The organism is Streptomyces sp. SAS_281 (genome assembly GCF_052542855.1).
Genome location: NZ_JBMNDO010000005.1, coordinates 1 through 15390 on the forward strand (window position 1 = coordinate 1; position 15390 = coordinate 15390).

Below are 15390 nucleotides of genomic sequence, written 5' to 3' on the forward strand. Positions count from 1 at the left end.
CCGATCTCCGTGGATGGGGATCCACGGGCCGCACCCCGGTCCGTTCAACTCGATTTCTTTGCGCATTAAACGAAGCAATGGGCGCCGCTCACTCGATTTACCGGGACATGACAACAGCCGTGCCGCCCGGTCGCGCACGACAAGGCGGCGGCACCCCCGCACAGGGTGCCGCCGCCTCCGGAATTCCGCGTCAGCGGCTGTCGCTGGCCCGCGCCCCGGCCGCCGCCCGGCCCGCCTCGAGGCGCGCCACGGGAATGCGGAACGGCGAGCAGGAGACGTAGTCGAGACCGGCCTCGTGGAAGAAGTGCACCGACTCGGGGTCGCCGCCGTGCTCCCCGCAGATGCCCAGCTTCAGGTCGGGGCGGGTGGCCCGGCCGGCCGCGACGGCGTTCTTGACCAGCGAGCCCACGCCGTCCTTGTCGATCGTCTCGAACGGCGACACCCCGAAGATGCCCTTCTCCAGGTAGGCGGTGAAGAACGAGGCCTCCACGTCGTCGCGGGAGAAGCCCCACACCGTCTGGGTCAGGTCGTTGGTGCCGAAGGAGAAGAACTCCGCCGCCTCCGCGATCTGCCCGGCGGTCAGCGCGGCGCGCGGCAGCTCGATCATGGTGCCGATCTTCAGCTTGAGGTCGGTGCCGGTGGCGGCCTGGACCTCGGCGATGACCCGGTCGGCCTCCTCGCGGACGATCTCCAGCTCCTGGACCGTGCCGACGAGCGGGATCATGATCTCGGGGCGCGGGTCGCCCTTGGCGTTCTTGCGGGCGGCGGCCGCCTCGGCGATGGCCCGCACCTGCATGGCGAACAGGCCGGGGATGACCAGGCCGAGCCGCACCCCGCGCAGCCCCAGCATCGGGTTCTGCTCGTGCAGCTTGTGCACGGCCTGGAGGAGCCTGAGGTCGTTCTCGTTGGCGTCCTTGCGGGCCTCGGCGAGGGCCACGCGTACCGACAGCTCCGTGATGTCCGGCAGGAACTCGTGCAGCGGCGGGTCCAGCAGCCGTACGGTGACCGGGAGTCCGTCCATCGCCTCGAACAGCTCGATGAAGTCCGCCTTCTGGAGCGGGAGCAGCTGCTCCAGGGCCGTCTCGCGCTCCTGGTCGGTGTCGGCCAGGATCAGCTTCTCGACCATCTCGCGGCGCTCGCCGAGGAACATGTGCTCGGTGCGGCAGAGACCGATGCCCTGGGCACCGAAGCGGCGGGCGCGCAGGGCGTCCTCCGCGCTGTCCGCGTTGGCCCGCACCCGCAGCCGGCGCACCCGGTCCGCGTACGCCATGATCCGGTGCACGGCGGCCACCAGCTCGTCGGCGTCGTCGGCGCCCGCGTGCATGCGGCCCTCGAAGTACTCGACCACCGGGGACGGCACGACGGGGACCTCGCCGAGGTACACCTTGCCGGTGGAGCCGTCGACGGAGACGACGTCGCCCTCCTCCACGACGATGTCGCCGACCGTCAGACGCCGGCGCTTGGTGTCGACCTCGATCTCCTCGGCGCCGCAGACGCAGGTCTTGCCCATGCCCCGGGCGACGACGGCGGCGTGCGAGGTCTTCCCGCCGCGCGAGGTGAGGATGCCCTCGGCGGCGATCATGCCGTCCAGGTCGTCCGGGTTGGTCTCGCGGCGGATCAGGATGACCTTCTCGCCGGACCGGGACCACTTGACGGCGGTGTACGAGTCGAAGACCGCCTTGCCGACCGCCGCGCCGGGCGAGGCGGCGATGCCCCGGCCGAGCCGCCGGGTCTTCGCGGTGTCGTCGAAGCGCGGGAACATCAGCTGGGCGAGCTGGGCGCCGTTGACCCGCTGAAGGGCCTCGGCCTCGTCGATCAGCCCCTGGTCCACCAGCTGGGTCGCGATCCGGAAGGCGGCACCGGCGGTGCGCTTGCCGACCCGGGTCTGGAGCATCCACAGGTGGCCGCGCTCGATGGTGAACTCGATGTCGCAGAGGTCCTTGTAGTGGGTCTCCAACGTCTCCATGATCGTCAGCAGCTGGTCGTACGACCGCTTGTCGATCGCCTCCAGTTCGGCGAGCGGCACGGTGTTGCGGATGCCCGCGACGACGTCCTCGCCCTGCGCGTTCTGGAGGTAGTCGCCGTAGACGCCCTGGTGCCCGCTGGCCGGGTCGCGGGTGAAGGCGACGCCCGTACCGGAATCGGGGCCGAGGTTGCCGAAGACCATCGAGCAGACGTTGACGGCGGTGCCGAGGTCGCCGGGGATGCGCTCCTGGCGGCGGTAGAGCTTGGCCCGGTCGGTGTTCCACGAGTCGAAGACCGCCTTTATGGCCAGGTCCATCTGCTCGCGCGCATCCTGCGGGAAGTCGCGGCCGGCGTCCCGCGCGACGATCTTCTTGAACTCCTTGACCAGCTTCTTCAGGTCGCCCGCGTCGAGGTCCACGTCGACCTTGACGCCCTTGGTCTCCTTCGCGGCCTCCAGCGCCTCCTCGAAGAGCTCGCCGTCCACCCCGAGCACGGTCTTGCCGAACATCTGGATCAGCCGGCGGTAGGAGTCCCAGGCGAACCGCTCGTCGCCGGCCTGGGCGGCGAGGCCCACCACGGAGGCGTCGGAGAGGCCGATGTTGAGGACGGTGTCCATCATCCCGGGCATCGAGAACTTGGCGCCGGAGCGTACGGAGACCAGCAGCGGGTCGTCGGCCTGGCCGAGCTTCTTGCCCATCCGCCCCTCCAGGGCGTCGAGGTGCGCACTCACCTCGTCGCGGAGGGCGGCCGGCTCCTCACCGCTGTCCAGGTAGACCTTGCACGCCTCGGTGGTGATGGTGAAGCCGGGCGGGACGGGGAGCCCGAGGTTGGTCATCTCGGCGAGGTTGGCCCCCTTCCCGCCGAGGAGGTCCTTCAGATCCTTGTTGCCTTCGGTGAAGTCGTAGACGAACTTCTGCACAGCTTTGTTTTCCGACACGGTCTCGACTCCTCGAAGACGCGGTGGCTGCCCTGACGGCGAGGAACATACCCAGATCGAAGGTACCTGGGTACGTCCACTTGCGCGTCGTGCGGCCGTAACCACCCGTCCGCCAGCAGATCGAAAGTCGACTGCTCGAAAGCCCTCCGGAAGCGCGCGTTCAGGAGTCGTACGCAGGATGACGCAGCGCACACCGGAACCCGGGATTCGGTGGCTGAAAGTGATCGATGCGTCGATCGGTCAAAGTAAGGACATCTGGCACTCAGTGCCACCCTTTGAGAAATGCAGCCCCGGATTTTGCGCTCATCTGAGCGCCACCCCTCTCAAGGTGGCGAGAATCACTCGATGGTGGGGCCGCTCACCTGAGCGAAAATGCGCATGGGGGGCACGCAGTGCCCCCCATGCGCCGACCGCTTTCTCAGCCGCCGGAGGTGTCCAGCTCCGCGTCGGCGCCGACGCCCGCGCAGTCGTACGGGTCCTTCAGCCAGCCGTCCGGGAGGGCCACCCGGTTGTTGCCCGAGGTGCGCCCGCGCGGTCCGTCGGCGCCGTCCGGCCAGGGCTGGTCGAGGTCCAGCTCCTGCAGCTGGGAGCCCAGCTCCTCCAGCGAGGAGGTGATCGCCAGCTTCTTGCGCATCTCGGAGCCCACCGCGAAGCCCTTGAGGTACCAGGCGACGTGCTTGCGGAAGTCGATCACGCCCCGGGCCTCGTCACCGATCCACTCCCCCAGCAGCGTCGCGTGCCGCAGCATCACCTCGGCAACGGTGCGCAGCGTGGGCGCCTGCCGCGTCCCCGTCCCCTCGAACGCGCTGACCAGGTCGCCGAAGAGCCAGGGGCGGCCCAGGCAGCCGCGCCCCACGACCACGCCGTCGCAGCCGGTCTCGCGCATCATGCGCAGGGCGTCGTCCGCGCACCAGATGTCGCCGTTGCCGAGCACCGGGATCTCCGGGACGTGCTCCTTGAGCCGGGCGATGGCGTCCCAGTCGGCGGTGCCACCGTAGTGCTGGGCGGTGGTCCTGCCGTGCAGGGCGACCGCCGTGACGCCCTCCTCGACGGCGATCCGGCCGGCGTCGAGGTAGGTCAGGTGGTCGTCGTCGATGCCCTTGCGCATCTTGATCGTGACGGGCAGGTCCCCGGCCCGGGAGACCGCCTCGTGCAGGATCGCGCGCAGCAGCGGCCGCTTGTACGGGAGGGCCGAGCCGCCGCCCTTGCGGGTGACCTTGGGGACCGGGCAGCCGAAGTTGAGGTCGATGTGGTCGGCGAGGTCCTCGTCGACGATCATGCTGACCGCCTTGCCGACCGTGTCCGGGTCCACTCCGTACAGCTGGATCGAGCGCGGGGTCTCGCTCGCGTCGAAGTGGATGAGCTGCATGGTCTTCTCGTTGCGCTCGACCAGGGCCCTCGTCGTGATCATCTCGCTGACGAAAAGACCCTTGCCGCCCGAGAACTCCCGGCACAGCGTGCGGAAGGGGGCGTTGGTGATGCCGGCCATGGGCGCGAGGACCACCGGCGGCTGCACGGTGTGCGGGCCGATGCGGAGCAGCGAGGGCGAGGGGGCGAGCGTGGTCATGGCCCCATTGTCCCGTACCCCGGCGACTGCTCCGGGGGCGGTGGCGCCCCGCCGGGGCGGGGAAAGGCGGGGGCGTTGTCCGACCCCCGCCGTAGCGTGGGGGTTCCGGCGACGGGCCGGTAAAGGTTTTTGGCGAACCAAGGAGACATGAATCATGGCCACGCACCTGTCCCGCTTAACTCTCGGCTCCCCCAGCCGTCGCGGCCTGCTCGCGCTCGGTGCCACCGGCGCGCTGCTCGTCGGCACGTCGGGCACCGCCCGCGCGGCCGCCGGCTCCACGACGGCCCGGCTGCGCGAGCTGGAGCGTACGCACGGCGCCCGCGTCGGCGCGTTCGCGTACAACGCCGCCACCGGGGTCGCGGTGCGGCACCGGGCCGACGAGCGCTTCCCGATGCTGTCCACCTTCAAGACGCTCGCCGCGGCGGCCGTCCTGCGGGACGTGGACCAGAACGGCGAGGTCCTGGAGAAGGTGGTCCACTACACGGAGGCGGACTGCGTCTCGGATTCGCCGGTCACCGACACCCCGGAGCACATCGCGAGCGGGCTGAGCATCGCCCGGCTCTGCGACGCCGCCATCGGGGACAGCGACAACACCGCAGGCAATCTGCTGCTGCGCGAGCTGGGCGGCCCTCATGCCGTCACCCGCTTCGCCCGCTCCCTGGGCGACCGGGTGACCCGGCTGGACCGCTGGGAGCCCGTGCTGAACTCCGCCGAGCCGGGCCGGGTCACCGACACCACGACCCCCTCGGCGATCGCCCGCGACTACGCCCGGCTGGTGCTGGGGAACGTGCTGGAGCGCCGGGACCGCGAGCTGCTGACCCACTGGCTGCTGAACTGCCGGACGAGCGGTACGCGGTTCCGGGCCGGGCTGCCGCCGGAGTGGACGGTCGCCGACAAGACGGGCGGCGGCTCGTACGGCTCGTGCAACGACGTGGGCGTCGCGTGGACGCCGGAGGGTGCGCCGGTGGTCCTGGCGGTGCTGACGACGAAGCCGGCGGGTGCCTCCGACGCGGCGGGCGACCACCCGCTCGTCCGGGACGTGGCGAAAACTCTGGCGGCAGCAGTCGTTAGTTAGTCGTACTATCGATGAATGCCTGAGCTCAGTCACCGACGGCGGATGCTGGTGCTGGCGATCTGCTGCATGAGCCTGCTGATCGTCAGCCTCGACACCACCGCCCTGAACGTCGCCCTGCCCGCCATGCGCCGGGAGCTGGACGCGAGCGTCGCGGGGATGCAGTGGACGATCGACGCGTACACGCTCGTCCTCGCATCCCTGCTGATGCTCGCCGGTTCCACCGCCGACCGGATCGGCCGGCGGAAGGTCTTCATGGCGGGCCTGGTGCTGTTCACCCTGGGTTCGGCGCTCTGCTCGCTGGCGCCGAACCTGGAGGCGCTGATCGCCTTCCGGATGGTGCAGGCCGTGGGCGGCTCGATGCTCAACCCGGTCGCGATGTCGATCATCACCAACACCTTCACCGACCCCCGCGAGCGCGCCCGCGCGATCGGCGTCTGGGGCGGGGTCGTCGGCATCTCGATGGCGGCGGGACCGGTGGTCGGCGGCGGTCTGGTCGACTCCGTCGGCTGGCGGTCGATCTTCTGGGTCAACCTCCCGGTGGGCCTCGCCGCCCTGCTCCTGACCTGGCGTTACGTCCCCGAGTCGCGCGCCCGGCGGGCCCGCCGCCCGGACCCGCTGGGCCAGGTCCTGGTGATCACGCTGCTGGGCTCGCTGACGTACGCGATCATCGAGGCCCCGCAGAAGGGGTGGACCTCCGCCGAGATCCTGCTCTTCGCGGGGCTCGCGGCGGCGGCCCTGACGGGGCTGCTGGTGTACGAGCCCCGGCGCGCCGATCCGCTGATCGACCTGCGGTTCTTCCACAGCGTCCCGTTCAGCGGGGCCACCGTCATCGCGGTCAGCGCCTTCGCCGCGCTCGGCGGCTTCCTCTTCCTCAACACGCTCTACCTCCAGGACGTCCGGGGTCTGAGCGCGCTGGAGGCCGGTCTCTACACGCTGCCCATGGCGGCCGTGGTGTGCCTGCTCTCGCCACTGTCCGGGCGGCTCGTCGCCAGTCGTGGGCCGCGGGTGCCGCTGCTGGTCGCGGGCGGTGCGATGGCGCTGAGCGGGCTGATGCTGGCGGCGTTCGACGCGGAGACCGGGACGGTCTCGATGTTCGCCGCGTATGTGCTCTTCGGTCTGGGCTTCGGCTCGGTGAACGCGCCCATCACCAACACCGCCGTCTCCGGTATGCCCCGCTCCCAGGCGGGCGTCGCGGCAGCCGTCGCCTCCACCAGCCGGCAGATCGGGCAGACCCTCGGTGTCGCCGTGATCGGCGCGGTCCTGGCGGCGGGCATGGCGGACCCGGGCGGGTCGGACGGCTTCGTGGCGGCCAGCCGGCCCGGCTGGTGGATCGTCACCGGCTGCGGGCTCGCCGTCCTGCTGGTCGGCGCCCTGAGCAGCGGCCGGTGGGCCAGGTCCACCGCCCGCCGGACGGCGGAACGGCTGGCCGAACCGGTGGCGGAACCAGTGGCCGGGGACCCGGCCGCTCAGTCCTCGGCGGCGCGCACCAGTTCCTGAAGGCGCGCCAGCCGCTCGTACGTCTCGTCGTCGCGGGGCGCGTAGCTGACCAGGCGCGGTCCGGCCGAGGGGCCGAGCCAGAGGTCGGTGGCCTCCACCCGGAGCAGCCCCACCCACGCGTTGCGGAAGACCTTGGCCCGGCCGCCTGCCCCGACGACCTCGTGCCGGGCCCAGTTCTCGCGGAACTCATCCGAGGCGGCCTCCAGCCGGCCCAGCAGCTCCTTCCAGGCGGGCTCGGCGAGGTGTTCCGCCATCGCCGCGCGGAACTTGGCGGTGATGTAACGGGTCACCTCGGCGGTGTCCATCACCGAGGAGCGCCACTGCTCGTTGGTGTGGGCGAGCAGCATGACGTTGCGGTCCTCGGGGGCGACCGCCTCCAGATCGCAGAGCAGCCGCCCGTACGTGCGGTTGTGGGCGAGGATGTCGTACCGGCTGTTCTGCACGCAGGCGGGGATCGGCTCCAGCTGCCGCAGCATGGTCCGCAGCGCCGGGGTGAGGTGCGGGCAGTCCGCGCCGGGGGCCGGGTCGATGGCCGCGGCGAGTGAGAAGAGGTGGCTGCGCTCGCTGCGGTCCAGGAGCAGGGCGCGGGCGAGGGCGTCGAGGACCTGGGGCGAGACCTGGATGTCCCGGGCCTGTTCGAGCCAGGTGTACCAGGTGACACCGACGGCGGAGAGCTGGGCGACCTCCTCGCGGCGCAGGCCCGGCGTGCGCCTGCGGCGGCCCCGGACGAGGCCGACCTGCTCGGGGGTGATCCGTTCGCGGCGGCTGCGCAGGAAGTTCGCCAGCTCGTGCCGCCGGATGTCGGGCTCGCTCCCGCCGGGGGCGGCCGTCTGCGTCAGGGGCGTCGCCATCGTCGTCATTCCTCCAGGGTGCGGGCCCGGCACGGGCACCGGGCGGCCAGTGCCTGGTGGTACTTGTACCAGGATAAAGACACTCTGGTACCAGGCTGCGGGCGGAGCGATCGTCGGTGGCGTGAGTGAATCCTCTGTACGGACGACAACGGCAAGCGCCACCGCCTCCCCGGTGGTCCGGCACGACCATCCCGCCCCGGTGCTCGGCGCGCTGGGGCTGTTCACCGTGCTGCTGGGCGCGGCCCTCCCCCTCATCGACTTCTTCATCGTCAACGTGGCCCTGCCCACCATCGACCACGACCTGGCGGCGGGCCCCGCCCTGCTGGAACTGGTCGTCGCGGGTTACGGGCTCGCCTACGCCGTGCTGCTCGTCCTCGGCGGGCGGCTCGGTGACATGGCCGGCCGGCGCCGGCTCTTCCTGGCCGGGATCGCGGCCTTCGGGCTCACCTCGCTGGCCTGCGGGCTCGCCCCGACCGCCTGGACCCTGGTCGGGGCGCGGGTGGCCCAGGGCGCCTCGGCCGCGCTGATGCTGCCGCAGGTCCTCGCCACCATCCAGGCGGCCACCTCCGGCCACCGCAGGGCCCGGGCGATGAGCCTGTACGGAGCGACGGCCGGGCTCTCCATGGTCGCGGGCCAGATCCTGGGCGGGGCTCTGGTCGCCGCCGCGCCGCTCTCCTCGGTGTTCGGCGAGAGCGCGGGCTGGCGGTCGGTGTTCCTGGTCAACGTGCCCGTCGCGGCGATCGGTCTGGTGCTGGCGGCGCGCGCGGTCCCGGAGACCCGGGCGGCCCGTCCCGCGCCCGTCGACGTACCGGGCACGCTGCTGCTCGCGGTGTCGCTGCTGGCGCTGCTGGCCCCGCTCACCGAGGGGCGGGCGGCGGGCTGGCCGCTGTGGACCTGGGTGTCCCTCGCGCTGTTCCCGTTCGCGGCGGCGGCGTTCTACCGGGTGGAGCGGCGGGCGGACCGGCGCGGGCTCGTCCCGCTGGTACCGCCCAGCCTGCTGCGCCTGGAGTCGCTGCGGCGCGGCCTCACCCTCGTGGTGCCGTTCTCGGTGGGCTTCGGCGGCTTCATGTTCGTCATCGCGGTCGCGCTCCAGCAGGGCCTGGGGCTGGGTCCGGCGCGGTCCGGCCTGTCGATCGCCCCGATGGCGGTGGCCTTCTTCGCGGCGTCGCTGGCCGGTCCCCGGCTGGTGCGGCGGTACGGCAGCCGGGTCGTGACGGCCGGCGGGCTGATCCAGGCGGTGGGCGTGGCGGTGCTCGCGCTCGCCGTGTGGCGGGGCTGGCCGGACCTGGGCATGGCGGGCCTGCTGCCGGGCATGGCGGTCGCCGGCTTCGGCCAGGGCCTCCAGCTGCCCGTCATCTTCCGCATCATCCTGTCGGACGTACCGCCGGAGCGGGCCGGGGTGGGCGGCGGTGTGATGACGACGACCCAGCAGGCGACGCTGACGCTGGGGGTGGCCACGCTCGGCTCGCTGTTCCTGGCCCTTGCGCCGGGGTCGGGGATGCGGGACGCCCTGATCGTGACGCTGCTCGTCCAGCTGGCGGCGGTGGCCCTGACGACCGCGCTGAGCCTGCGGCTGCCGCGCACGGTGGGGTAGGGCGGCGGCCGAAAGCACGAAGGCCCCGGCGGACGGACCTGGTGGTCCGTCCGCCGGGGCCCCGGGCCGTGCGCGGGGGCGTCAGCTCTGTGCCGGGGGCGTCAGCTCTGTGCCGGGGCCTCCGGCTCCGCGGCCGGCGCGTCGGCTTCCGCGGTGTCGGGCTGCTCGGTGCCGGCGGCCCGCTCCCGCATCTTGCGGAGCAGCTCCTGCTTCTGGTCGGCGGCCGTCCTGCGGTCGGCCTCGCGCGCGGTGCCGGCGCCCTGGGCGTCGGTGCGGGACAGCTTCTTGCGCTGTCCGCCGACGCCGAGGAGGTTGTTGCGGCTCTTGGCCATGGGGTTCTCCCAATGTGTGGTCTCGGTGAGGTCTGTCGCGACCTTGGATCGATCCGGAGGGGGCGGCGGGCGGTCGGGCCCGCCGCGCTCTCACTCGTAGATCTGGAAGAACGAATACATGCGGAAGACGGTACCCATACCGGGCGCCCTCCTCACGCGGTTTTCCGCAGCCGGACCCCCGCACCCCCGAGGCCCCCGGTTCCGCGCCGGGCGCGGGACTGGGGGCCTCGGTCGGTGGGTGCGGGCGTCAGCAGCCGAGCAGGCGGGAGGCGAGGTAGCCCTGGATCTGGTCCAGGGAGACGCGCTCCTGCTTCATCGTGTCGCGCTCGCGGACGGTGACCGCGTTGTCGTCCAGGGTGTCGAAGTCGACGGTGACGCAGAACGGCGTACCGATCTCGTCCTGGCGGCGGTAGCGGCGGCCGATGGCGCCGGCGTCGTCGAACTCGATGTTCCAGTTCTGCCGGAGGTCGGCGGCGAGGCCCTTGGCCTTCGGCGAGAGCTGCGGGTTGCGGGAGAGCGGGAGGACCGCGACCTTGACCGGCGCCAGGCGCGGGTCGAGGCGCATCACGGCGCGCTTCTCCATGACGCCCTTCGCGTTCGGCGCCTCGTCCTCGTTGTACGCGTCGAGGAGGAAGGCCAGCAGCGAGCGGCCGACACCGGCCGCGGGCTCGATGACGTACGGGGTGTAGCGCTCGCCCTTCTCCTGGTCGAAGTAGGAGAGGTCCGTGCCCGACGCCTTGGAGTGGGCGGTCAGGTCGTAGTCGGTGCGGTTGGCGACGCCCTCCAGCTCGCCCCACTCGCTGCCGCCGAAGCGGAAGCGGTACTCGATGTCAGCGGTGCGCTTGGAGTAGTGGGAGAGCTTCTCCTGCGGGTGCTCGAACCACCGCATGTTCTCCTCGCGCAGGCCGAGACCGGTGTACCAGTTCCAGCGCTGCTCCATCCAGTACTCCTGCCACTGCTCGTCCTCGCCCGGCTTGACGAAGAACTCCATCTCCATCTGCTCGAACTCGCGCGTGCGGAAGATGAAGTTGCCCGGAGTGATCTCGTTGCGGAAGGACTTGCCCATCTGCGCGATGCCGAACGGGGGCTTCTTGCGCGCGGTGGTCAGCACCTGGGAGAAGTTGGTGAAGATGCCCTGGGCGGTCTCGGGGCGCAGATAGGCGACCGAGCCGGAGTCCTGGGTCGGGCCGAGGTGCGTGGAGAGCAGGCCGGAGAACTGCTTGGGCTCGGTGAAGGTGCCCTTGTTGCCGCAGTTGGGGCAGTTCAGGTCGGCGAGGCCGTTCGCGGGCGCCTTGCCGTGCTTCTCCTCGTACGCCTCCTCCAGGTGGTCCGCGCGGTAGCGCTTGTGGCAGGAGGTGCACTCGGTCAGCGGGTCCGAGAAGGTGGCGACGTGGCCGGAGGCCACCCACACCTCGGGGGCCAGGATGACCGACGAGTCGATGCCGACGACGTCCTCGCGGGAGGTGACCATGTAGCGCCACCACTGGCGCTTCAGGTTCTCCTTGAGCTCGACGCCCAGCGGCCCGTAGTCCCAGGCGGCCTTCTGACCACCGTAGATCTCGCTGCAGGGGTAGACGAAGCCACGGCGCTTGCTCAGGCTGACGATGGTGTCGATCTTGTCGGCGGCCACGGTGCTCTCTTCATTACGACGGAACGGGCGGGCGAATGGCCCAGATTACCGGCGGCCACTGCCCTTCGATCAAATCGGTACCGGTCCCGGCCGCGAACCCCGCTTGTTGACAACCGTTTCCATTTTTGTTGAAAATGAGTGTCATGAACATACGCCGCCTCATACCGGCCGCCGCCGTCACCGGCGCGGTCGCCCTCGGCCTCACCGCCGTCACCGCCTGCTCGTCGTCCGACACCTCCGACCACAAGAGCGACGGCCGGCTGGACGTGGTGGCGTCCTTCTATCCGATGCAGTTCCTGGCCGAGCGCATAGGCGGCGACCACGTCTCGGTCTCCACGCTCACCAAGCCCGGCGTGGAACCCCACGACCTGGAGCTGAGCCCCCGGCAGACCGGCAGGCTCAGCGACGCGGACTTCATCCTCTACCTGAAGGGCCTCCAGCCCGCCGTCGACGAGGCGATCAAGCAGTCCGGCGCCTCCCACACCCTCGACGCCGCGACGCTGACCGCGCTGGAGGACCACGGCACCGAGACCGGCGGCGAGGACCACGGCCACGAGCACGAGGGCGACGAGGCCGGCGCCGACCCGCACATCTGGCTGGACCCGGTGAAGTACACCGAGGTCGCCAAGGGTGTCGGCACGTCCCTGGCGAAGACCGACCCGGACCACGCGGCGGACTACCGGAAGAACACCGACGCCCTGGTCAAGGAGCTGGGCGCGCTCGACACCGCCTACCGGACCGGGCTGAAGAACACCGCGACGAAGACGTTCATCACCACGCACTCCGCCTTCGGCTACCTCGCCGAGCGCTACGGCCTCGTCCAGGAGGGCATCGCCGGCATCGACCCCGAGGCCGAGCCCAGCCCCGCCCGCATCAGCGCCCTGCACTCCATCGCCGAGGAGAAGAAGGTCACCACCGTCTTCTTCGAGACGCTCGCCAGCGACAAGACCGCGAAGACGGTCGCCCGCGACACCGGCCTGAAGACCGGCGTCCTGGACCCGCTGGAGGGAATCACCGACAGCTCCAAGGGCGATGACTACATCGGGGTCATGAAGTCCAACCTCGCCGCCCTGCGCACGGCACTCGGCGCGAAGTGAGCGACGACCCCGCCGCACCCGTCGGCCCGAACCGCGCAGCAGCACCGGAGGCGCTCATGCCCGAGCCCCAGCACCCCACCAGCGAACCCGTGATCGCCGTACGCGACGCCACCGCCGTCCTGGGCGCGCGCCCCGTGCTGCGCGGCGTCGACCTGACCGTGCACCGGGGCGAGGTCGTCGCCCTGCTCGGCGCCAACGGCTCCGGCAAGTCCACCGCCGTCCGCTCCGTCATCGGCCAGGTCCCCCTGACCGGCGGCACCGTCGAGCTGTTCGGCACCCCGCTGCGCCGCTTCCGCGACTGGGCCCGGGTCGGCTACGTGCCGCAGCGCACCACGGCGGCCGGCGGCGTGCCCGCCACGATCCGCGAGGTGGTCTCCGCCGGACGCCTCTCCCGCACCCGGCTGGGCATCCCCCGCAAGGCGGACCGCGCCGCCGTCGACCGCGCCATCGAGCTCGTCGGTCTCGCCGACCGCGCGAAGGACTCGGTGAACGCCCTCTCCGGCGGCCAGCACCAGCGGGTGCTCATCGCCCGCGCGCTCGCCGCCGAACCGGAGCTCCTGATCATGGACGAGCCGATGGCGGGCGTGGACCTGGCGAGCCAGGAGATCCTGGCCGCCACCCTGCGCGAGCAGGTCGCCGCCGGCACCACCGTGCTCCTCGTCCTGCACGAGCTGGGCCCGCTGGAGCCCCTGATCGACCGGGCGGTCGTCCTGCGCGACGGCTGTGTCCTGCACGACGGGCCGCCTCCGAAGGCCGTCGGCCAGCACGCACTGCCCGGCCACGACCACGTACACCCCCACGCGGCTTCCGAGCCCGTCCGGACGGGACTGCTGAGCTGACCATGGAATTCCTCGACCCTCCCTTCATGCAGCGGGCCCTGCTCGCCGCCGTACTGGTCGGCGTCATCGCGCCCGCCGTCGGCATCTACCTGGTGCAGCGCCGGCAGGCCCTGATGGGCGACGGCATCGGCCACATCGCGATGACCGGCGTCGGCCTCGGCTTCCTGCTCTCCACCAGCCCGGTCTGGATGGCCACCGCCGTCGCCGTCGCGGGCGCGGTCGTCATGGAGCTGATCCGCTGGTACGGCCGCACCCGGGGCGACATCGCGCTGGCCATGCTCTTCTACGGCGGCATGGCGGGCGGTGTCCTGCTGATCAACCTCTCCGACACGGGCTCGAACGCCAACCTGACCTCGTACCTCTTCGGTTCGCTGTCCACGGTCTCCTCCGAGGACATCACCGCGATCTCCCTGCTCGCCGCGTTCGTGCTGCTGGTGACGGTGGGGCTGCGGAGGCAGCTGTTCGCCGTCAGCCAGGACGAGGAGTTCGCCCGGGTGACCGGCCTGCCGGTGCGGATGCTGAACCTGCTCGTCGCGGTCACCGCCGCCGTGACCGTCACGGTCGCGATGCGGGTCGTGGGGCTGCTGCTGGTCAGCGCCCTGATGGTGGTCCCGGTCGCCGCCGCGCAGCAGATCACCCGGTCCTTCAAGGTGACGTTCGTGCTCTCCGTCGTCATCGGCGTCGGCGTCACCCTGTCCGGCACCATCACCTCGTACTACCAGGACGTCCCGCCCGGCGCGACGATCGTGCTGCTGGCCATCGGGGTCTTCGTCGCCCTGACGCTGCTCGCCGCCCCGCTCGCCCGCGTCCGCGCCAAGCGCGGCGAGACCGAGGCTGAGGGGTGCACCCTGGAAGTACCGGGGGCCCGCCCGGCACCGGACGACGTCCGAGTCTGATCCCCCGGAAGGGGCGGGCTGGCACAATGGCCCGACAGATGTACGGGCGACACGAGGAGGCTCCTGTGGCGACGGCGCCGATCAGTGGGACGAACGCGGCTCCGGTACGCGGCCGCTCGACCCGGCAGCGGGCAGCCGTCGCGGCGGCGCTCGACGAGGTGGACGAGTTCCGCAGCGCCCAGGAGCTGCACGACGTCCTCAAACACCGGGGGGACTCGGTCGGCCTGACGACCGTCTACCGCACCCTCCAGTCCCTCGCCGACGCCGGCGAGGTGGACGTCCTGCGCACCACGGAGGGCGAGTCCGTCTACCGGCGCTGCTCGACCGGCGAGCACCACCACCACCTGGTCTGCCGCATGTGCGGCAAGGCGGTCGAGGTCGAGGGGCCCGTGGTCGAGCAGTGGGCGGAGACCATCGCCACACAGCACGGCTTCGTCAACGTGGCGCACACGGTCGAGGTCTTCGGCACCTGCGCGGACTGCGCGGGCGGCGAGAACTGAGGGCCTTCGTCCGGACCGGGCTGGACCAGGGAGCGGGGCGGCTCCCGGCTCCGGCCGTTCAGACCCTCTTCAGGTTCCGGTCGAAGATCTCGCGCATGCGGTCCACGTCGGACCCGCCCCGGGCGCCCCGCTTGGCTATCACGGTCACCCCGGTGGCGTTCCGGTCGTCGCTGAACATCACGAACAGGTCCGCCGTCTCCACGTACCGCGGCTGCGCCTGCCACTTGACGACCGCGCTCGTGCTGTCCGTGTCGACGGCGACGCCGGTCTCCTCGACCCGCACCCGGAACTCGCCCTGCTGCCGTACGAACCGGAACAGCTGGCGCGCCGTCAGCCACGGGCCGAGGAACAGCAGCGGGCCGCAGACCAGCAGCGCCGCCAGCAGCGGCACCGGTACATCGTCGCCTTTCGCCAGGGACAGCGAGGTGGCCACGACACCGCATCCGGTCGCGACCACCCCCAGGAGCCGCTGCCGCCGGCCCGAGGCGCTGACCCGGTTACGGGCGCGGAGCGCCGTCGTGTAGTCCCGCAGCTCCGGGCGGTATCTCAGTTCGACCGCTCCGTGCACGGCACCCTGCTGTTCGTTCATGGCCCCACCCGACGTGTGTGA

General features: G+C 71.5%; 13 protein-coding genes. 7 read left to right on the forward strand and 6 right to left on the reverse strand.

The window, feature by feature from the left end; translation table 11 throughout:
* Positions 1-190: 190 nt before the first annotated feature.
* Positions 191-2902: a pyruvate, phosphate dikinase gene (ppdK, locus tag ACN6LM_RS03445; protein ID WP_445063771.1), complete on the reverse strand. Its 2712-nt coding sequence runs from the start codon at positions 2900-2902 to the stop codon at positions 191-193.
* A 418-nt stretch (positions 2903-3320) separates the two neighbouring features.
* Positions 3321-4469 (reverse strand): tRNA dihydrouridine synthase DusB, encoded by a 1149-nt coding sequence (gene dusB / locus ACN6LM_RS03450; protein ID WP_445063772.1) that lies wholly within the window; start codon positions 4467-4469, stop codon positions 3321-3323.
* 154 nt (positions 4470-4623) lie between these two features.
* On the opposite strand from dusB, the gene bla reads away from it, so the two are divergent.
* Together bla and ACN6LM_RS03460 are read left to right on the forward strand one after the other, a co-directional pair.
* Entirely contained in the window at positions 4624-5544 is a 921-nt protein-coding gene (bla, locus tag ACN6LM_RS03455; protein ID WP_445063773.1) for a class A beta-lactamase, read from the forward strand.
* Between the two features lie 15 nt (positions 5545-5559).
* Positions 5560-7041 (forward strand): MFS transporter, encoded by a 1482-nt coding sequence (locus ACN6LM_RS03460; protein WP_445063774.1) that lies wholly within the window; start codon positions 5560-5562, stop codon positions 7039-7041.
* On the opposite strand, the gene ACN6LM_RS03465 is transcribed toward ACN6LM_RS03460, so the two are convergent.
* Entirely contained in the window at positions 7011-7901 is an 891-nt protein-coding gene (locus ACN6LM_RS03465) for an MmyB family transcriptional regulator (RefSeq protein ID WP_445063775.1), read from the reverse strand. The genes ACN6LM_RS03460 and ACN6LM_RS03465 overlap by 31 nt on opposite strands.
* Positions 7902-8013: 112 nt before the next feature.
* On the opposite strand from ACN6LM_RS03465, the gene ACN6LM_RS03470 reads away from it, so the two are divergent.
* A complete protein-coding gene (locus ACN6LM_RS03470; RefSeq protein ID WP_445063776.1) occupies positions 8014-9486 on the forward strand; it encodes an MFS transporter in 1473 nt (490 codons plus the stop codon).
* Positions 9487-9587: 101 nt separating this feature from the next.
* Here ACN6LM_RS03470 and ACN6LM_RS03475 read toward each other — a convergent pair whose 3' ends face one another.
* Together ACN6LM_RS03475 and ACN6LM_RS03480 are read right to left on the reverse strand one after the other, a co-directional pair.
* Positions 9588-9818: a DUF6243 family protein gene (locus ACN6LM_RS03475; protein ID WP_445063777.1), complete on the reverse strand. Its 231-nt coding sequence runs from the start codon at positions 9816-9818 to the stop codon at positions 9588-9590.
* A 247-nt stretch (positions 9819-10065) separates the two neighbouring features.
* Positions 10066-11448 carry a glycine--tRNA ligase gene (locus tag ACN6LM_RS03480; protein WP_445063778.1) on the reverse strand — a complete coding sequence of 461 codons (1383 nt, stop codon included), beginning with the start codon at positions 11446-11448 and terminating at the stop codon, positions 10066-10068.
* Between the two features lie 143 nt (positions 11449-11591).
* Here ACN6LM_RS03480 and ACN6LM_RS03485 point away from each other — a divergent pair, with 143 nt between their 5' ends.
* The 4 genes from ACN6LM_RS03485 (at position 11592) to ACN6LM_RS03500 (ending at position 14780) form a co-directional block, all read left to right on the forward strand.
* Positions 11592-12545 (forward strand): metal ABC transporter substrate-binding protein, encoded by a 954-nt coding sequence (locus tag ACN6LM_RS03485; protein WP_445063779.1) that lies wholly within the window; start codon positions 11592-11594, stop codon positions 12543-12545.
* Between the two features lie 56 nt (positions 12546-12601).
* Complete coding sequence (locus tag ACN6LM_RS03490; RefSeq protein ID WP_445063780.1) at positions 12602-13384, forward strand: metal ABC transporter ATP-binding protein; 783 nt, start codon at positions 12602-12604, stop codon at positions 13382-13384.
* Between the two features lie 2 nt (positions 13385-13386).
* A complete protein-coding gene (locus ACN6LM_RS03495) occupies positions 13387-14280 on the forward strand; it encodes a metal ABC transporter permease (RefSeq protein WP_445063781.1) in 894 nt (297 codons plus the stop codon).
* 65 nt (positions 14281-14345) lie between these two features.
* Entirely contained in the window at positions 14346-14780 is a 435-nt protein-coding gene (locus ACN6LM_RS03500; RefSeq protein ID WP_445063783.1) for a Fur family transcriptional regulator, read from the forward strand.
* A 58-nt stretch (positions 14781-14838) separates the two neighbouring features.
* On the opposite strand, the gene ACN6LM_RS03505 is transcribed toward ACN6LM_RS03500, so the two are convergent.
* Complete coding sequence (locus tag ACN6LM_RS03505) at positions 14839-15369, reverse strand: hypothetical protein (protein ID WP_445063784.1); 531 nt, start codon at positions 15367-15369, stop codon at positions 14839-14841.
* Between the last annotated feature and the right edge of the window lie 21 nt (positions 15370-15390).